The organism is Paraburkholderia sp. Tr-20389, assembly GCF_017104565.1.
Taxonomy (GTDB): Bacteria; Pseudomonadota; Gammaproteobacteria; order Burkholderiales; family Burkholderiaceae; genus Paraburkholderia.
In genome coordinates, this window is the sequence record NZ_JAAGPD010000006.1 from 51,147 (window position 1) to 68,618 (window position 17,472).

The following is a 17,472-nucleotide window of genomic DNA, read 5'->3' on the forward strand; positions in this document are numbered from 1 at the left end:
CACGATGAGCACCGACTGCAAGCTGGACCGAATCGATCTGCGCATCCTCTCGCAACTGCAGAAGCGAGGGCGTATCACGAACGTCGAATTGGCCGACGCAGTCGGGCTATCGCCCAGTCCCTGCCTGATCCGCGTGAAGCGGCTGGAGAAGGCGGGCTACATCGTCGGGTACGGCGCGCAGATCCAGCTGGAGAAGCTCGGCGACGTGCAGATCGTGTTCACCGAGGTCACGCTCGCCGACCATCGCCGCGAAGACTTCATCAAGTTCGTCAACGCGATCAAGGATGTCGACGAGATCGTCGAATGCCATCTGGCGAGCGGCGGGTACGACTATCTGCTGAAGTTCGTCACGCGCAGCGTCAGCCACTATCAGAGCATCATCGAAGGGCTGCTGGAGCGCGATATCGGCATCGAGAAATACTTCAGCTACGTGATCATCAAGACGCCGTTCATCAAGACGCATTACCCGCTCGAAACGCTCTTCTCGCAGAACCATCACTGAGGCGCGCCGGGTTCGGCCAGACGGCCGAACTCGTCTGCCAGAAAGTCGACGCACACACGCACCTTCGCCGACGAAGCGAGCCGCGCCGGATACACCGCCCACACGTTCGCGGGCTGCGTGACGCCCGGCAGCACCTGCACCAGCGCGCCGCTGTCCAGCAGCCCGCGCACGTCCCACATCGAACGAAGCACGATGCCGCGCCCCGCCAGCGCCCATTGCACGGCCACTTCGCCATGATTGGTCGAGAGCGGCCCGGTCACCTTCACGGACACGGTTTCGCCGCGCTCCGTCAGACGCCAGATGCCGGACGGATGATCGCGCTCCTTGATCGCGAGGCATTGATGCGCGCCGAGATCCGCCAGTTGACGCGGCGTACCGTGCCGCTTCAGATAGGCAGGCGCCGCGCACAGCACGCGATGGTTCGATGCGAGGCGTTTCGCGATCAGATGCGGGGCGATCTCGTCGCCAATGCGAATGTCGAGGTCGAAGCCTTCCCCCGCGACGTCGACGATGCGATCGAACAAGTCGAGCCGCACGCTCAGTTGCGGATAGCGCTCGGTGAGCCGCGCGAGTGCGGGCGCCACGACGTGCCGGCCGAAACCGAAACTGCTCGACACGCGCAACGTGCCGCGCGGCACGCGCCGCGTGGTCGACACGTCTTCGACGAGTCGGTCGACGTCGTCGAGAATCTTTTCGGCCCACGCGTACACGCGCTCGCCCGCGTCCGTGATCGCGACGCGGCGCGTGGACCGGTGAAAGAGCCGCGTGCCGAGATCGGCTTCGAGCATGGCCACGCGCTTGCTCACATACGCGGCGGACACCGACAGCGCATCCGCCGCCGCGCTGAAACTGGCCTGGCGGGCGACGGTGCAGAACACGCGCAGGTCGTCGAGGTTCGGCGATTTATTCACAGTTCGTGCATAGTGGCTTAACCGAAAGCGCGATTTTATGACGGTTATTCAGGAATAGACTAGCCGTTATGGCAGTGGATGCCGAACATTCCCGACTCAATTCCGACACTTTCCCGACGAGGAGACGCATATGACCCGCAACTATCGCATCGCAGTGATTCCCGGCGACGGCATCGGCAAGGAAGTGATGCCCGAAGCGCTGCGCGCACTCGACGCCGTCAGCAAGCGCTATGGCATCGGGTTCGACTATCGGCATATCGAGTGGGCGAGCTGCGACTACTACGCGCAGCATGGCCAGATGATGCCCGACGACTGGAAAGCGCAACTCGCCGATGTCGACGCCATTCTATTCGGTGCCGTCGGCTGGCCCGACACCGTGCCCGATCACATCTCGCTGTGGGGCTCGCTGCTCAAGTTCCGCCGCGAGTTCGACCAGTACATCAACCTGCGCCCCGCGCGTCTGTTCGAAGGCGTGCCGTCGCCGCTCGCGGGCCGCAAGGCAGGCGATATCGACTTCATGATCGTGCGCGAGAACACGGAAGGCGAATACTCGTCGGTGGGCGGCACGATGTTCGAAGGCACCGAGCGCGAGTTCGTGATGCAGCAGTCCATCTTCACGCGCAAGGGTTCCGAGCGCGTGCTGAAGTTCGCATTCGATCTCGCGCAACGCCGCGCGAAGAAGATCACGGTGGCGACCAAGAGCAACGGCATCTCGATCAGCATGCCGTGGTGGGACGCGCGTGCCGCCGAAATGGCTGCGCACTATTCCGACGTGAAGTGGGACAAGCAGCACATCGACATTCTTTGTGCACGCTTCGTGTTGAATCCGGATCGCTTCGACGTGGTGGTCGCGACCAACCTGTTCGGCGACATTCTCTCGGACCTCGGTCCCGCCTGCACGGGCACGATCGGCATTGCGCCGTCGGCCAATATGAATCCGGACCGCGCGTTCCCGTCGCTGTTCGAACCCGTGCACGGCTCGGCGCCCGATATCGCGGGCAAGGGCATCGCCAATCCCGTCGCGATGATCTGGTCGGCGGCGATGATGCTCGATTTCCTCGGCAACGGTCAGGGCAAGGAGCGCGAAGCGCACGATGCGATCCTCGCCGCGATCGAAGCCGTGCTCAAGGAAGGCCCGCATACGGGCGATCTGGGCGGCAAGGCCAACACCGCTGAAGTGGGCGCCGCGATTGCGCACCGGCTCGCGTGATGCATGCCGCCTGATACGCATAGGAGTGTTTCGATGACAAAGCGATACGAGTTGAATGAATTGATCCGCAGCGACAATTTCATCGATGGAAAGTGGGTGGTGTCGGCGGGAGGCAAACGCTTCGACGTCACCGATCCGGCGACGGGCAAGGTGATCGCGCAGGTCGCCGACAGTCACGCCGCCGACGCCCGCGCCGCCACCGATGCCGCCGCACGTGCGTTTCCCGCATGGCGCGATACGCTGCCGAAGGACCGCGCTGCCGTGCTGCATCGCTGGCATGCGCTGATGGTCGAAAACGCCGACGCGCTCGGTCGACTGATCTCGCTCGAACAGGGCAAGCCGTTCGCTGAAGGACGCGGCGAAGTGATGTACGGCGCGTCCTATGTCGCGTGGTTCGCGGACGAAGCGACGCGCATCTACGGCGACATCATTCCGCAGCAGCAGCGCGGCAAACGCATGAGCGCGATCAAGGAACCCATCGGCATCGTCGCGGCAATCACGCCGTGGAATTTTCCGCTCGCGATGATCGCGCGCAAGATCGCGCCCGCGCTCGCGGCGGGCTGCACGGTCGTCGGCAAGCCCGCCGAGGACACGCCGCTCACCGCGCTCGCACTCGTGATGCTCGCGCATGAAGCAGGCGTGCCGGCGGGCGTGCTGAACCTGATTTCGGCTTCGCGCGACAACGCGGTGCCCGCCGTCGCCGACTGGCTCGCCGACAGCCGCGTGCGCAAGATCACGTTCACGGGGTCGACGCCCGTCGGCAAGTATCTGGCGCGCGAATCGGCGGGCACGTTGAAGAAGCTGTCGCTGGAACTGGGCGGCAATGCGCCCTTCATCGTGTTCGACGACGCCGATGTCGACGCCGCCGTCACGGGCCTGCTCGCCGCGAAATTCCGCAACGGCGGGCAGACCTGCGTGTGCCCGAATCGCGTGTACGTGCAATCGGGCGTGTACGAGCGTTTCGCCGACCTGCTGACGACACGCGTCGCCGCGCTCAAGGTCGCGCCCGCGACCGATCCCGCCGCGCAGATCGGTCCGATGATCAATGCGCGTGCGATCGACAAGATCGCGCGTCACGTCGACGACGCCGTGAGCCGCGGCGCGCGTGTGCTGACGGGCGGCAAGCGCTTGCCTGAACTCGGCCCGACTTACTACGCGCCGACCGTGCTCGCCGATGCGACGCCCGAGATGCAGTTGAGCTGCGAAGAAACCTTCGGCCCGGTCGTGCCGCTGTTCCGCTTCGACGACGAAGCGCAAGCCATCCACGCCGCCAACGACACGCCGTTCGGCCTCGCGTCGTACTTCTATAGCCAGGATGTGCGCCGCATCGACCGCGTCGCGCGGCAACTCGAAGCGGGCATCGTCGGCATCAACGAAGGCGCGCTCGCGAGCGAAGCAGCGCCCTTCGGCGGCGTGAAGGAATCGGGCTATGGGCGCGAAGGCTCGAAGTACGGCCTCGACGACTACCTGTCTATCAAGTATCTCTGCCAGGGCGGACTCGAATGAGCACGCACGCGTATCCGATCGAAGTCTCCTTCCCCGACATCGCCGCGCATGAACGCAGCGACACGGGCATTGCGTACGTGCATACCTTCGATTCAGGCGTCGCCGGTCCGCACGTAATGATCAACGCGCTCACGCACGGCAACGAAGTGTGTGGCGCGATCGTCGTCGATGCATTGCTGCGCGCGAAACTGCGTCCGAGGCGCGGCAAGCTGACGCTCGCGTTCGCAAACGTCGATGCGTATGCGCGCTTCGATCCGTCGAAGCCGGATGCGGCGCGCTTCGTCGACCAGGACTTCAATCGCGTGTGGACGGCACAGACGCTCGACAACACCGAGCTCGATTCGAGCGAACTGCGCCGCGCACGCGCGATGCGGCCCGTGATCGATAGCGTCGATCTGCTGCTCGACCTGCACTCGATGCATGAGAAGAGCAAGCCGTTGATCGTCGCCGGGCCGCTTGAGAAAGGCATCGAGCTGGCGGCAAAGCTCGGCACGCCTGCCACCGTGATCTGCGACGAAGGCCATCCCGAAGGCCGCCGCATGCGCGACTACGAAGGCTTTGGCGATCCGCACAGCGCGAAGAATGCGCTGCTGATCGAATGCGGACAGCATTGGGAAGCAAGCGCCGAGGCCGTTGCGCGCGATGTGACGGCGCGCTTTCTGCTGTTGTCGGGTGTCGTCGATGAAGCGGATTTGCCTCTCGGCTGGATCATGCCGCTGCCTGATGAAATGCTGATCGTGCGTGTGACTGAGCCCGTCGTCGCGAAGAGCCTCGACTTCCGCTTCGCCGATAACTACACGGGGCTCGAAGTGTTTCCCGATGCGGGCAGCGTGATCGGCTGGTCGGAAGGCGAAGCCGTGCGCACGCCTTATCCCGACTGCATGCTCGTGATGCCGTCGCTCAGACAGTTGCGCGCGGGCGTGACCGTCGTGCGGCTCGGCAGGATCGAGCGGCGTATTGCGAGAGCGAAATAGCGTTTGTCGTCATTCCAACCATCGTCAGCGAAAACACGAGATGAAAGTCCAGCAGATCAAACAAAGCATCGGATTGCAAGGGCTGGAAGACTGGGGCACGGCCGGTCTTCCGGGCACGCAGGAGATCAGGGTATCGGGCGTGCAGAAAGTCATACGGGGTAGCGAGGCGATCGATACAGGCATCTTCGAATGCACGCCCGGCACCTATCGCCGCTCGGTCAAACAGGCCGAAGTGATGCACTTCCTCAGCGGCCGGGGCCGCTTCACGCCCGACGGCGAAGACGCCATTCACTTCGCAGGCGGCGACACGCTGTTCTTCGAAGCCCATACGGAAGGCACATGGGAAGTCGACGAGACGATGCGCAAGGTCTACGTGATCTTCTGATGCCGTGCGATCGGTGCGAGCCCTGGTGACGTGATCCGCAAGCGTCTGACATAACGCTACGTCATGGGGACTCCAACAATTCCGGCGTTGCTCCCCGCATATTGACTCTCTATATTTTCAATCAATCCCGCGCTGTTCTGCTTCCATCGGCAAGCCGGAAGCACGACAGCACGACCTGGAAGATGTCTTTCGCTTCAACCGTGTCGAGGAAAATTCGTGATCAACATACCAAAGTTGCGCCCGGGTTTGCGCCCATTAGCCATGACTCTCGCGTTGAGCATCGCGGGCATGGCGCCCGCACTCGCTGCGGGAAGAATCACGTTCGTGTCGCAAGGCGGCACGTATCAGGAAGCCCAGACCAAGGCGATCCTCGATCCCGCTGCCAAGGAGCTCGGCATCACGATCAACCAGGACAGCATCCCTGACGCGTGGCCGCAGATCAAGGCACAAGGCGCCACGGGCAAGCCGATCTGGGACGTGGTCGATACGCCGACCTCGAACTGTCTGCGCGGCGGCCGCGAGGGTCTGCTGGAAAAGCTGGACTTCTCGAAGATCCCGAATGCCGCGTCCGTGCCGGACAAATACCGCACGCCCTATTCCGTCGCGTACGAGTTCTATTCGACCGTCATCGGTTACAACAAGAAGACGCTCAAGAAAGTGCCGCAAAGCTGGAAGGACTTCTGGGACGTGAAGAACTTCCCCGGCACGCGCGCGCTTCGCAACGATCCGCAAACGGTGCTCGAAGCCGCGTTGCTCGCCGACGGCGTGCCGCGCGACAAGCTCTATCCGCTCGACGTCGACCGCGCGTTCAAGAAGCTGCAACAGATCAAGCCGGACATCACCGTGTGGTGGACTTCGGGTGGACAGTCGGCGCAACTGCTGCACGACGGCGAAGTGGATATGACGATGATCTGGAACGGCCGAGCGAGCGCCGTGAAGAAGGACGATCCCGATGTCGACTTCACGTTCAACGACGGCATTCTGCAGAACACGCAATTGTGCGTACTAAAGAACGCACCGAATCTGCCCGACGCGATCAAGTTCGTGAACGCCGCCTTGTCGCCGGAATTGCAGGCCAATCTGCCGCTGTATATCGACTACGGCCCCGGCAATCCTGCGGCGTTCAAGACGGGCAAGATCACCGCCAAGCGCGCAAGCGAATTGCCGAGTTCGCCGGAGAACGCGTCGAAGCAGGCGCTGATGTCGGAAGAATGGTGGGCGTCCGATGCCGGCATTCAGGCCAAGGCACGCTGGCTGAAGTTCATGCAGTAAGGGCCATCGCGCCTTTCCTCCATGCGCCCGCAGGAACCTCGTTCATCGCGGGCGTTTTTCATTGCATCGGCTGATGCGCTGCGCCTCACAACATTCGACGTGATCGATTATCTGATTCTCGGTGGCGGCTCTGCAGGCTGCGTGCTGGCCGCGCGCCTTTCCGAAGACACGAGCAAGAGCGTTTGCCTGATCGAAGCGGGCCGCGATATGTCGCAGACGACCATGCCCGATGCGATTCGCAGCCGCTATCCGGGCCGCGCATATCTCGACACGAACAACATCTGGCAACTGTTGAAGGCGCGCATGAGCGCGCCTGCCGCGCTGCGCCGCTATGAACAGGCGAAGCTGCTGGGCGGCGGTTCGGCTATCAATGCATTGATGGCCAATCGCGGCGCGCCCGCCGATTACGACGAGTGGGACATGCTCGGTGCGCGCGGCTGGAACTGGCAGGCGTGCCTGCCCTACTTTCGCAAGCTCGAAACGGATTGCGACTTCGGCGGCGAACTGCACGGTGCGAGTGGTCCGCTGCGTATTCAGCGCAACGCATGGCCGCGCATCTCGCCGTTCGTGAAGGCGGTGCTCGAAACGCTGCAACAGCGCGGGCATGCACAGCATGAGGATCAGAACGGCCCGTGGGAAGACGGCACTTTCATTGGCGCTATCGCGATGAGCGAAGCCGGCGAACGCATTCCCACTTCCGTCTGCTATCTCGACGATCAGGTGCGTGCGAGAAAGAATCTGTCGATACGCACGGACTTCGTCGTCGATCGCATTCTGTTCGACGGGCAGCGCGCGACGGGCGCACGCGTGTTGCGCCCGGACGGCACACATGAAGACGTGCACGCGGCGCGCGTGATCGTCAGCGCGGGTGCGATTCACAGCCCTGCACTGCTGCTCAGAAGCGGCATCGGCCCGGCCAGCGATCTCGCGGCGCTCGGTATCGAGGTGCGTGCGAATCGTGCGGGTGTGGGGCGCAATCTGATGGAACATCCGTCGATTGCAGTATCGGCATTCTTGCCGCGCGCGACGCGCACGCCGTTTCCCGACGAACATCATGAGCAGGCCATCGTGCGCTTTTCTTCGGGCCTACCCGATACGGTCCCCGGCGACATGCACGGCGCGATTCTGTCGCGCTCGGGCTGGCATTCCGTCGGCTATCGGCTCGGGACGATTTTCTTCTGGGTCAACAAGTCGTATTCGCGCGGGCATCTGAAGCTGACGTCGACGAATCCTTTCGACGAGCCGCAGGTCGACTTTGCAATGCTCTCGGATCCGCGCGATCTCGAACGCCTGAAGCTCGCGTTGCGCTTCGGCGCGCAGACGCTGGGGGCGCCTTCGATGGCGCGTCATCGGGATGTGATCTTTCCGTCGAGCTACTCGCCGCGCGTCGCGGCCGTCGCCGTGCCGGGCGTCTGGAATGCGCTTCAGCGTGGCACGTTGAGCGCGTTGCTCGATGTGGCCGGGCCGTTGCGCGCGTCAGTGATCCGGCGCGTGGTGACGCAGGGGGTTTCGATTGAAGCACTGCTCGCCGACGATCGGGCGATGACCGAGTTCGTCACGCGGTCGGTGGGCGGAACGTGGCATCCGTCGGGGACGTGCCGCATGGGTGCCGCCGGCGACCCGCTGGCTGTGACGAATGCCGATGGCGCGGTCTATGGCGTGGAAGGACTGCATGTGTGCGATGCGTCGCTGATGCCGTCCATTCCGTGCGCGAATACGAATGTGCCGACGATCATGGTGGCGGAGCGGGTGGCGGATTTGATCAAAGAATCGAACGGTACATCGCAAGCGATTTGCAGGTCTGCACCATGCCCTGCTTCAACAGAATCTCGAGATATCGATCGACATCGACGGGTGGGTGCTTGAGCGTGCGTCTCTGACGTTGCGCAGCCGACACCACGGCGGCAGGATCGAGATCGAACAGATTCTCGACGAACTCATCGGGATGCTGAGCTTCGACACCGAAGCCGGCAAGACGCTCATTCGGGAAGTCCCGTTCGTTGAATGTGACGATCACGCTCGCGTTGCAGCGGATTGCGGCTGCAAGTACGTGGCGATCGTTTGCATCAGGCAGAGACAATCCGGCGATCAGATCTTCATACCCACTGACCAGAGCATCGGGAATAGCCTGATTCATGAGATCCGACGTGCGATCCAGTTGCTCGGCCGTCAGATCAGGGCGATTCAACAAGAGGTTGCGCTTCCATTCCTCGTGGATCTGCGCGCTCCATCGCGCCCTGAACTGGCCGGTGAGTCCCAGCCACATCAGGAAATCGCGCAATGGCGCGGGATAGAGCACGCACGCGTCGTAGACCACTGTGAACGCCGAACACCTCATTCGTAGCCCATTCCCAGCTTCTGGGCTTGCTCGGCGAGGGACTCCATGGCCTGTTCGCTGGCTTGATCGCGTTCTGCCTTGAACCGCATCAGATCGGCGAATCGCACGCGCCGATGCTTGCCCGTCTTGTGATACGGCAGCGCGTTCTCTTCGAGCAGCTTGACCAGATGAGGACGCGATACATTGAGCAGATCAGCCGCTTCCTGCGTGGTCAATTCAGCGTGGACGGGCACGACCCGAACGGCGTTTCCGTCGGCGAGTTCCGCGAGTATATCGACCAGCAAACGCAACGCCGACGTTGGCAGTTCCACCTGATGCGCCCGATTCTTCTCATCGAAGATCTGGATGCGCTGGGTCTCGAACCTGGTCGCGAGATAGGCGGCCAGAGCCCGTTGCCCCTGGACAGCCGCTTCTACCTCACGCTCGACCGGCAAGGTCATTCCAGACATATTGGTGTGCGGCATGGCTAGCTCCGAAGCTACAACGGCAGCGAAGCCATCAGTCTATTCGAAATAAACGAAAATCGCAATAAACGAAACGCCCCGCTCGCGCGTTACGTTGCCTCAGCCCCCAAATCCCACAATCCCCTTCACCTCCAGAAACGCCTCCAGCCCCCACTCCCCGTACTCGCGCCCATTCCCCGACTGCTTGTACCCGCCAAACGGCGACCCCGCATCCCACGCCGGATAGTTCAGATACACGCTGCCCGCGCGCATCCTGAACGCGACCTGCCGTGCACGCGCGACATCCGCCGATTGCACGTACGCCGCCAACCCGAACGGCGTATCGTTGGCGATCGCGATGGCGTCTTCCTCATCGCGATACGGCATGATCGCGAGCACAGGGCCGAAGATTTCCTCGCGCGCGATCGTCATCGAAGGATCCACGTTGGCGAACACCGTCGGCTTCACGAAGTAGCCGCGCGTCAAGCCATCGGGACGTCCGAGACCGCCCGTCACCAGTTGCGCGCCTTCGTCGATGCCGATGCCGATCAGCCGCTGCACGCGCCCGTATTGCACTTCGCTGACCACAGGCCCCATCGTCGTATCAGCCGCATCAGCAGCGCCGACGCGATGCGCCTCGGCTGCGCGCCGCGCGATCTCCACCGCTTCGTCATGCCGCGCCGCAGGCACGAGCATCCGCGTCGGCGCGTTGCACGACTGACCGCTATTGCCGAAACACGAATTGACGCCAGCCGTCACTGCCGCTTCGAGATCGACATCGTCGAGCAGAATGTTCGCCGATTTGCCGCCCAGTTCCTGATGCACGCGCTTCACCGTCGGCGCGGCAAGCTTCGCAATGTCGATACCGGCACGCGTCGAACCCGTGAACGACACCATATCGACATCGGGATGACTGCACAGCGCGGCACCCACGGTCGGCCCGTCGCCGTTCACCAGATTGAACACGCCCGCAGGCACGCCGGCGGCATCGATGATCTCCGCGAACAGCACGGCATTGAGCGGCGACACCTCGCTGGGCTTGAGCACCATCGTGCAGCCCGCGGCAATCGCCGGCGCGACCTTGCAGACGATCTGATTGATCGGCCAGTTCCACGGCGTAATCAACGCGACGACGCCCACAGGCTCGTGATTGATCAGCGTCGTGCCCTTCTTGCGCTGCCATTCGAACGTCTCGCACGTACGCAGCACCTCTTCCAGATGCCGCTTGCCGAGCCCCGCTTGCCACGCGTGCGAGAGCTTCGCAGGCGCGCCGATTTCGCGCATGATCGTCGCGGCCATCTCGTCATAGCGTTCGAGATACGCATCGAGAATGCGCCGTACGAGTGTCACGCGCTCTTCGGGCTGCGTACGCGAGAACGAAACGAACGCGCGCTTCGCCGCCGCAACCGCGCGTTCGACATCTTGCGCGTCGCCTAGCGCCACTTCGGCGAACGGCGCTTCCGTGCAGGGATCGACGACGGGCAGACGCGCCGTGCCGGACGGCTCGACCCACGCGCCGTCGATATAGAACTTCAGGGAATGGGACATGCCGTTTCCGTAGAAAGAAATCAGGCCCGCGCCGTCGACGACGACCGGCGGCTCACGACGACGATCATCACGAGGCACAAGGTCAGTGCCGTCAGCATCGTGCTGATCGCCGCGATGGTCGGATCGATCTCGTCGCGCAGCGTGACGAACATGCGTCGCGTCAACGTCTGGTTCGAGCCGCCCGAAATGAACAGCGCGACGACCGTTTCATCCAGCGCCTGAATGAACACGAACACCGCGCCCGAAATGACACTCGCCTTGATCTGCGGCAGCGTCACCGTCATGAAGCTGCGAAAGCGATTCATGCCGAGGCTGCGCGCGACCATCTCCTGCGTGCGATCGAAAGTCCGCAAATCCGCGCCGACCGAGATCAGCACATACGGCAGCCCGAGCATCGTATCCGCGACGATCAACCCGCCCAGCGTGTTCACGTAGCCAGCCTGCGTGAACACGAAGAACACGCCGACGGCAACGATGATGATGGGCACCATCAGCGGCAGCATCAGCAGCGTGCGGAGATATTTCATCGACCAGTGCGAGCCGTGCTGGATGCCGTAGGCCGCCGCGATGCCGAGCGGCGTCGCGATCAATGCGGCGCACACGGACGCCGTCAGCGTCACGCGCGCCGCGTCGATCCACGCGGGGTTATCGAAGAACGAGTGATACCAGCGCAGCGAATACGCGGGCGGCGGGAACGTCATGAAGCGTGTGTCCGAGAACGACAGCGGCACGACGATCACCACGGGCAACATCAGGAATACGAGGATCAGCACGACGCCCGCACCGAGCGTCAGCCTTCCGAATGAGATCTTGTTCATTTCGCGCCCAAGGTCTTTTCGAGGGGAATCACGCGGCTCGCGGCATAGAAGATTGCGAACACGCAGACCAGCAGCACGACGCTCACCGCACTCGCCGCGCCCCAGCTGTTGTAGATCTCGACGTTGCGGCTCACGACCATCGACACCATGATCGACTTGCCGCCGCCCATCAGTTCAGGCGTGATGTAGAAACCGAGGCACAGCACGAACACGAGCGTGACGCCCGCCACGACGCCGCTCATCGACAGCGGCAGGAACACGCGCCAGAACACATGCAGCGGCGAACCGCCCAGGCTCGCGCCCGCCTGCGACAGATTGGCCGGGATCTTCTGCATCGCGGAGTACAGCGGCAGCACCATGAACGGCAACAGGATGTGCACCATCGCGACGATCGTGCCGAACTGGTTATACGAAAGCTGCAACGGCCTGTCGATCAGCCCCATCGACAGCAAGGCCTTGTTCACGAGCCCCGTACGCTGCAGCAGCACGAGCCACGCATAGGTACGCACGAGCACGCTGGTCCAGAACGGCAGAATGACCATACCGAGTATCAGCGCGCTCCACTTCGGCGGCACGGAGGCCGCGAAATACGCAACGGGATACCCCAGCAGCAATGTAACGCCCGTCACGATGATGCTCAGCTTGAACGTCATCAGGAACGTGTCGAGATACGTGCCCGTGAAAATGCGCCGGTAGTTGACGAGCGTGAACGCGCCGTCGTGATAGATCGACTGCCACGAGAGCCACGCAAGCGGCAACACCAGCAGCACCACCACGACGAGCAGCGCGGGCGCCATCAGCAGCAGCATCGCGCGATCTTCGCGCTGCTGGTGGCGAACCGACGGATCGATCGTAGCGGTCTGCATCACAGTCTGATCCTGGAAAGCGTGTTTGACTGTCGTCATCATGCACCCACGGCGTCGAGAAACTGATACCACGCAGCGACGAGCCGGACACCCGGCGCGCGCAGCGAATGAAACGGCACAGGCCGCAAGCCTTCCTGCGCCAGCAATGCAAGCTCGGGCTTCTCGCCGAGCGCGAGCGCCGCGGCATGCTGACCGATCAGGCTCGCCATCGCGACACCTGCACCGTTATACCCGAGACAGAAGGTCGTGACAGCGTCGCTGCGCCCGACATGCGGCAACGCATTGAACGTCATGCCCACATAGCCCGACCAGCGATACTCCACAGCGACGCCCGCAAGATCGGGAAAGAGCGATACCATCGCGCGCTGCAACGCGGCGAATCCCGTGTCCTGACCTTCCTTGCCGAACGCATCGCGCCCGCCGAACAGCATGCGTCCGTCCACCTTGCGAAACCACTTCATCATGCGGCGCGTTTCCGTGTAGCTCCGGCGGTTGACCATCAGCTTCGCGTCGAGTTCCGGCGACAGTCTTTCCGTCGCTATCATCGCGCTGCGGAACGGCACGAGTTCGCGCTGATACTGTGCGGTCGCATCGGTGAGATTGGAGTACGCATTGGTCGCGACGATCACCTGCTTCGCACGCACGCTGCCGCCGGGCGTGCGCAGCAGCACGCCTTCCTGTATCCGCATCATGTCGACGATGGGCGTCGATTCGTAAATGGGCACGCCGCGCGCCGTCAAGCCGCGCGCAATGCCGACCACGTATTCAAGCGGCAGGATCGTGCCCGCATCGGCGCTCAACACGCCGCCGACAAAACCGTTCGAGCCCGTCTCGTGCGTGATCTCTTCGCGCGATTGAACGGTCATCGACGTATCGCCTAGCTGGGTACGCACCCAGTCCGCTTCCGCCCGAATCGACGCGAACGCGCGCTCCGTATGCGCGCAACGCAGGCTGCCCGTATGCTCGAAACGCGCGCGCTCCAGCGTGAATTCGTCGACAAGCTGCTCGACGACGCGCACGCCATCATGCGCAAGCCGGTGCATGCGCCTGGCGGTATCGAGGTCGTAGGTACTCGCGATCGATGGAAACGACAAGCGGAATTTCGACGACACCACACCGCCATTGCGCCCGCTCGCGCCCCAGCCGATCGGGTTCGCATCGAACACCGCGCAGTCGACGCCGCGCTTTTGCAGCGCATACGCCGCCGCGAGGCCCGAGTAACCCGCGCCGATGATCGCCACGTCGACGATCAGATCGCGCGCGAGCGGCGAGCCCATGCTGACGGGCGCATGCGCGACGGGCGAGCGTGCTGCCATCGCGCGCCAGAGCGAGTCGGGCTGTGGCCGGTGCGGTGTCGGTGCGAGCATGATCAGGCGGCGCGCGCTTCGGCTTCGACCGCATCCGCGAGCGCGGCGAGCGTCGCGAACCTGAAGGTCGGCTCGGTCACGGCTTCGGGCACCGGTGTCGCGCCGAAACCCTTCAGGCCCTGGCGCCGCTCGATCCAGCAAGTCGAGTAGCCGAGCTTCGTCGCGATGCCGATGTCGTGATACTGGCTTTGCGCCGTATGCAGGATCTCGCTGAACTTGAAACCGAAGGCCGCCTGACGGCCGCGGTTGTACGCAAAGAATTGCGGATCGGGTTTCGCGACACCCGTTTCGTCGCAGCAGACGGTATCGTCGAACGGATCGCCGAGCGTGTGTGCATACGCCGACAACGCGACGCGGTCCGCATTCGTCATCGCGACGAGACGATAGTGCTTGCGCAGGCGCTTCAACGCCGCGACGGAATCTTCGAACGCGGGCCATTCCAGCACGTCGCGCTGGAATGCGGCAGCCGATTGCGCGTCGTCGGGCAGGCCGAGTTCTTTCGCGAGATGCAGATACACGTTCGCCATCTCATGGCTCGAGCGGCCCGGATATTTCGCGCGGCCGTCCATGTACGGCTCGAAGATCTGTTCGTCGGTCAGGTCTTTCGCTTTCGCGCCGCCCAGTCGCCGCACGGACGCGAGCACGCCCTTCTCGAAGTTGATCAGCGTGCCGACGACATCGAACGTCAGAACCTTGAAATCGGTGAGCTTCATTGCATCATCCCTTTGCAGTTTGCGTGAATCGCGTAAGAAGGCATGCCCGTGCACAGGCGGTGAGTGAAATCAGGCGGCCACGACGATCGTGTCCTGAGGGTCGAGCGCGACCGTCATCTGCGCGCCCGGCGATGGAATGCGCCGGCGCGCTTCATGGCTGCCGGGCTGTCGAAGACTGATGGCCGTGCCGTCGGCGAGCGCGGCGAACACACGCAGACTCTCGCCCTGATACAGCACTTCGGTGACGCGGCACGACAGACGATTCGTATGCGTGCCGTCCTGTCCGTTCGCGCCGTCGATCACAAGCTTTTCCGTCTGCACCGCGAGCAGCAACCGTTCGCCGCGCGGCAACGGATGCGCGCTGCGCAGCACGGCATCGCCGAGACGCACGGCGTCGTCGCCGGCGCGGCTCACGTCGAGCAGGGTGGCTTCGCCGATGAAGCTCGCGACGAATGCGTCGCAAGGGCGGTCATAGAGACGCTCGGGCGTGTCGATCTGCACGAGCTTGCCGTCCTTCAGCACTGCGACGCGATCGCTCATGGTCAGCGCTTCGCGTTGATCGTGCGTGACGTTGACGATGGTCGCGCCGAGCTTGCGATGCAGGCGGCGCAATTCGATCTGCATGGTTTCGCGCAGCTGCTTGTCGAGCGCCGAAAGCGGCTCGTCCATCAGGATCAGTTGCGGCTCGAACACCATGGCGCGTGCGAGCGCCACACGCTGACGCTGGCCGCCCGACAGCTGGCTGATGTTGCGCGACTCGTAGCCGCCCAGTTCGACCATCGCGAGCGCATCGGCGACCTTCTTCGCCCAGCCCGCTTTCGGCTCGCGGCGCGCGCGCAACGGAAACGCGACGTTCTCGCCGACTGTCATGTGCGGGAACAGCGCATAGTTCTGGAACACGATGCCGATGTTGCGCTTGTGCGGCGGCGCAAATGTAATGTCGCGCTCGCCGACCCAGACCGTGCCGGAGGTAGGCTGCACGAAGCCGCCGAGTATGCCGAGCAGCGTCGTCTTGCCCGACCCGGAAGGCCCGAGCAGCGACACGAATTCACCCGGCGCGATATCGAGCGATACGTCGTCCAGCGCGACCACCGGACCATAACGCTTCGTTGCCGACCGGATCGATACTCCCGTTTTCGCTCGTGCGTCCATTGCGTGTCTCTCGCTGGAAAGGGGTGTGTTGAGAAAAATATACGGCTCGATCTTTTTGACGGCAATTCCCAAATTGTTGGATCGGGCATAACATCAGGTCATGCCAAATCTTCGCAAGAAACTGCCGAGCGCCAATGCGCTGTTCGTGTTCGAAGCGGCTGCACGCTGCGGCAACTTCACGCGCGCCGCGCAGGAGCTCTATGTGAGCCAACCAGCCGTGAGCCGCATGCTCGCGCGGATGGAGGATCACATCGGCGTGCGCCTGTTCGAGCGGGTGCGCGGCGGCATCGAGCTGACGGAAAGCGGACGTATCCTGTACCGCGCGATCTCCGAAGGCTTCAACGGCATCGAAAATGCAATCAGGGAAATCGAGGCCCGCGCGACGGGGGTCGAGTCGGTCACGTTATCGGTGTCGACGGGTTTCACCACGCACTGGCTGATGCCGCGCATGAGCCGGCTGAATCAGGCTTTCCCTAATATCGATTTGCGCTTCCAGCTGATATCGGGGCGCATCGGCGGGCCGCTGAACGACGTCGATCTTGGCATGCGGTTTTTGCATGATGGCGAGATCGATGAATATGCGGTGCTGGTGATGCCCGAGACGCTTTTGCCTGTCTGCAACGAGCGTTATCTGGAGAGTGCGCAGACCGACGCGGGCCGCTTGCACGGCGACACGGTGATCGTGATGGACGACGAAGAGCGCGGCTGGCACGAGCGCTTCGGCGCGTACGCGGGACATGGGCGGCACGTCGCGGGGATGCTGAGCTTCGGCGATTACGCGATTGTTGTGCAGGCTGCGCTGCTTGGGCAGGGTATTGCGCTTGGGTGGCTCAATGTGGTGTCGCATTGGCTGGCGCAGGGTGCCCTGCTCCCCGCCGAGCAGGAGGTCATCGTTACTAATCGACGCTGCTGTCTTGTGCGGCCTGCTAATAAGCCTTTACGGCCTATCGTCGATAGTGTGCGAGATTGGCTTATCGAAGAGACTCGCAATGATATGCGGATCATTGAGAAGAAGTACCCGATGCTCGGGTTGTCTGATGCTCTGCGGCAGAGTGGGTTGAAGTTTGGGTAGTGGTTTTTTTGGTTTTTGTCTGCGACGCAGTCGCCATTCTTGCCTTCTCGGCGCGGGCTTCGCCTTTCGGCTTTTGCTCTGCGCGTTCGCTGGCATCCGCGTTTTGCCTCTGGTTTGCCGGCGTTGCCCCTGTGCGGGGCGGCACTTACTTTCTTTGCCGCCGCAAAGAAAGTAAGCAAAGAAAGCGGGCTAACACCGCCAGCCCATGTTCTTGCCTGCGGGCCCCCAACGGGTCCCGCACTTCACACGGCAATACATCGCTTTGCGCCCGTTGCCAGCGCCTTGAACAAACGCATCACCCACTCCAGTCACCCGTAGTGCAGCCAGCGGCAGCGACCCGTCTGCGCCGCCCAGGTGGCAAACTGTGTGTAGGCGATCGCACCGTACACGTTCGC

At 63.0% G+C, this 17,472-nt stretch carries 17 protein-coding genes; 8 read left to right on the forward strand and 9 right to left on the reverse strand.

What is annotated here, in order from left to right:
- Window positions 1-4 precede the first annotated feature (4 nt).
- Window positions 5-502, forward strand: a complete 498-nt coding sequence (locus G3N95_RS09225; protein ID WP_205969686.1) for a winged helix-turn-helix transcriptional regulator — start codon at window positions 5-7, stop codon at window positions 500-502.
- On the opposite strand, the gene G3N95_RS09230 is transcribed toward G3N95_RS09225, so the two are convergent.
- Window positions 496-1,413, reverse strand: coding sequence for a LysR substrate-binding domain-containing protein (locus G3N95_RS09230; protein ID WP_205969687.1), 918 nt, complete (start codon window positions 1,411-1,413; stop codon window positions 496-498). The two genes, G3N95_RS09225 and G3N95_RS09230, sit on opposite strands and share 7 nt — an antisense overlap.
- A gap of 130 nt (window positions 1,414-1,543) precedes the next feature.
- Here G3N95_RS09230 and G3N95_RS09235 point away from each other — a divergent pair, with 130 nt between their 5' ends.
- The 6 genes from G3N95_RS09235 (at window position 1,544) to G3N95_RS09260 (ending at window position 8,626) form a co-directional block, all read left to right on the forward strand.
- Complete coding sequence (locus tag G3N95_RS09235; protein WP_205969688.1) at window positions 1,544-2,623, forward strand: tartrate dehydrogenase; 1,080 nt, start codon at window positions 1,544-1,546, stop codon at window positions 2,621-2,623.
- A 33-nt stretch (window positions 2,624-2,656) separates the two neighbouring features.
- The gene (locus G3N95_RS09240) at window positions 2,657-4,129 is read left to right on the forward strand and encodes an NAD-dependent succinate-semialdehyde dehydrogenase (protein WP_205969689.1); all 1,473 of its coding nucleotides are present in this window, start codon (window positions 2,657-2,659) and stop codon (window positions 4,127-4,129) included.
- Window positions 4,126-5,103, forward strand: coding sequence for a M14 family metallopeptidase (locus G3N95_RS09245; RefSeq protein ID WP_205969690.1), 978 nt, complete (start codon window positions 4,126-4,128; stop codon window positions 5,101-5,103). Before G3N95_RS09240 ends, G3N95_RS09245 begins: the two co-directional genes overlap by 4 nt.
- 40 nt (window positions 5,104-5,143) lie before the next feature.
- Window positions 5,144-5,488 (forward strand): cupin domain-containing protein, encoded by a 345-nt coding sequence (locus G3N95_RS09250; protein WP_205969691.1) that lies wholly within the window; start codon window positions 5,144-5,146, stop codon window positions 5,486-5,488.
- Between the two features lie 261 nt (window positions 5,489-5,749).
- The gene (locus tag G3N95_RS09255; RefSeq protein WP_205969692.1) at window positions 5,750-6,760 is read left to right on the forward strand and encodes an ABC transporter substrate-binding protein; all 1,011 of its coding nucleotides are present in this window, start codon (window positions 5,750-5,752) and stop codon (window positions 6,758-6,760) included.
- A 99-nt stretch (window positions 6,761-6,859) separates the two neighbouring features.
- On the forward strand, window positions 6,860-8,626 hold the full coding sequence (locus G3N95_RS09260; RefSeq protein ID WP_346778367.1) for a GMC family oxidoreductase N-terminal domain-containing protein: 1,767 nt from the start codon (window positions 6,860-6,862) through the stop codon (window positions 8,624-8,626).
- Here the strand turns inward: G3N95_RS09260 and G3N95_RS09265 are convergent.
- The 8 genes from G3N95_RS09265 to G3N95_RS09300 all read right to left on the reverse strand — a co-directional run bounded on the left by G3N95_RS09265 (window position 8,523) and on the right by G3N95_RS09300 (window position 16,005).
- On the reverse strand, window positions 8,523-9,098 hold the full coding sequence (locus tag G3N95_RS09265) for a PIN domain-containing protein (RefSeq protein ID WP_205969693.1): 576 nt from the start codon (window positions 9,096-9,098) through the stop codon (window positions 8,523-8,525). The two genes, G3N95_RS09260 and G3N95_RS09265, sit on opposite strands and share 104 nt — an antisense overlap.
- Window positions 9,095-9,562 carry a helix-turn-helix domain-containing protein gene (locus G3N95_RS09270; RefSeq protein ID WP_205969694.1) on the reverse strand — a complete coding sequence of 156 codons (468 nt, stop codon included), beginning with the start codon at window positions 9,560-9,562 and terminating at the stop codon, window positions 9,095-9,097. Before G3N95_RS09270 ends, G3N95_RS09265 begins: the two co-directional genes overlap by 4 nt.
- A gap of 99 nt (window positions 9,563-9,661) precedes the next feature.
- A complete protein-coding gene (locus G3N95_RS09275) occupies window positions 9,662-11,089 on the reverse strand; it encodes an aldehyde dehydrogenase family protein (RefSeq protein ID WP_205969695.1) in 1,428 nt (475 codons plus the stop codon).
- Window positions 11,090-11,109: 20 nt separating this feature from the next.
- Window positions 11,110-11,907: an ABC transporter permease gene (locus tag G3N95_RS09280; RefSeq protein ID WP_205969696.1), complete on the reverse strand. Its 798-nt coding sequence runs from the start codon at window positions 11,905-11,907 to the stop codon at window positions 11,110-11,112.
- Window positions 11,904-12,815 carry an ABC transporter permease gene (locus G3N95_RS09285; RefSeq protein ID WP_205969697.1) on the reverse strand — a complete coding sequence of 304 codons (912 nt, stop codon included), beginning with the start codon at window positions 12,813-12,815 and terminating at the stop codon, window positions 11,904-11,906. The genes G3N95_RS09280 and G3N95_RS09285 overlap by 4 nt, the downstream gene beginning before the upstream one ends.
- A complete protein-coding gene (locus G3N95_RS09290; protein ID WP_205969698.1) occupies window positions 12,812-14,140 on the reverse strand; it encodes an FAD-binding oxidoreductase in 1,329 nt (442 codons plus the stop codon). The genes G3N95_RS09285 and G3N95_RS09290 overlap by 4 nt, the downstream gene beginning before the upstream one ends.
- 2 nt (window positions 14,141-14,142) lie before the next feature.
- Window positions 14,143-14,853, reverse strand: coding sequence for an HAD-IA family hydrolase (locus G3N95_RS09295; RefSeq protein WP_205969699.1), 711 nt, complete (start codon window positions 14,851-14,853; stop codon window positions 14,143-14,145).
- Between the two features lie 69 nt (window positions 14,854-14,922).
- A complete protein-coding gene (locus tag G3N95_RS09300) occupies window positions 14,923-16,005 on the reverse strand; it encodes an ABC transporter ATP-binding protein (RefSeq protein WP_205969700.1) in 1,083 nt (360 codons plus the stop codon).
- A gap of 100 nt (window positions 16,006-16,105) precedes the next feature.
- Here G3N95_RS09300 and G3N95_RS09305 point away from each other — a divergent pair, with 100 nt between their 5' ends.
- On the forward strand, window positions 16,106-17,077 hold the full coding sequence (locus G3N95_RS09305) for a LysR family transcriptional regulator (RefSeq protein WP_205969701.1): 972 nt from the start codon (window positions 16,106-16,108) through the stop codon (window positions 17,075-17,077).
- Window positions 17,078-17,472: the final 395 nt, after the last annotated feature.

Coding starts and splice junctions, on each gene's coding strand:
- G3N95_RS09225 (WP_205969686.1), top strand. CDS start 5: ATGAGCACCGACTGCAAGCTGGACCGAATCGATCTGCGCATCCTCTCG.
- G3N95_RS09255 (WP_205969692.1), top strand. CDS start 5,750: ATGACTCTCGCGTTGAGCATCGCGGGCATGGCGCCCGCACTCGCTGCG.
- G3N95_RS09295 (WP_205969699.1), bottom strand. CDS start 14,853: ATGAAGCTCACCGATTTCAAGGTTCTGACGTTCGATGTCGTCGGCACG.
- G3N95_RS09270 (WP_205969694.1), bottom strand. CDS start 9,562: ATGCCGCACACCAATATGTCTGGAATGACCTTGCCGGTCGAGCGTGAG.
- G3N95_RS09280 (WP_205969696.1), bottom strand. CDS start 11,907: ATGAACAAGATCTCATTCGGAAGGCTGACGCTCGGTGCGGGCGTCGTG.
- G3N95_RS09300 (WP_205969700.1), bottom strand. CDS start 16,005: ATGGACGCACGAGCGAAAACGGGAGTATCGATCCGGTCGGCAACGAAG.
- G3N95_RS09305 (WP_205969701.1), top strand. CDS start 16,106: ATGCCAAATCTTCGCAAGAAACTGCCGAGCGCCAATGCGCTGTTCGTG.
- G3N95_RS09250 (WP_205969691.1), top strand. CDS start 5,144: ATGAAAGTCCAGCAGATCAAACAAAGCATCGGATTGCAAGGGCTGGAA.
- G3N95_RS09285 (WP_205969697.1), bottom strand. CDS start 12,815: ATGATGACGACAGTCAAACACGCTTTCCAGGATCAGACTGTGATGCAG.
- G3N95_RS09240 (WP_205969689.1), top strand. CDS start 2,657: ATGACAAAGCGATACGAGTTGAATGAATTGATCCGCAGCGACAATTTC.
- G3N95_RS09275 (WP_205969695.1), bottom strand. CDS start 11,089: ATGTCCCATTCCCTGAAGTTCTATATCGACGGCGCGTGGGTCGAGCCG.
- G3N95_RS09290 (WP_205969698.1), bottom strand. CDS start 14,140: ATGCTCGCACCGACACCGCACCGGCCACAGCCCGACTCGCTCTGGCGC.
- G3N95_RS09245 (WP_205969690.1), top strand. CDS start 4,126: ATGAGCACGCACGCGTATCCGATCGAAGTCTCCTTCCCCGACATCGCC.
- G3N95_RS09265 (WP_205969693.1), bottom strand. CDS start 9,098: ATGAGGTGTTCGGCGTTCACAGTGGTCTACGACGCGTGCGTGCTCTAT.
- G3N95_RS09235 (WP_205969688.1), top strand. CDS start 1,544: ATGACCCGCAACTATCGCATCGCAGTGATTCCCGGCGACGGCATCGGC.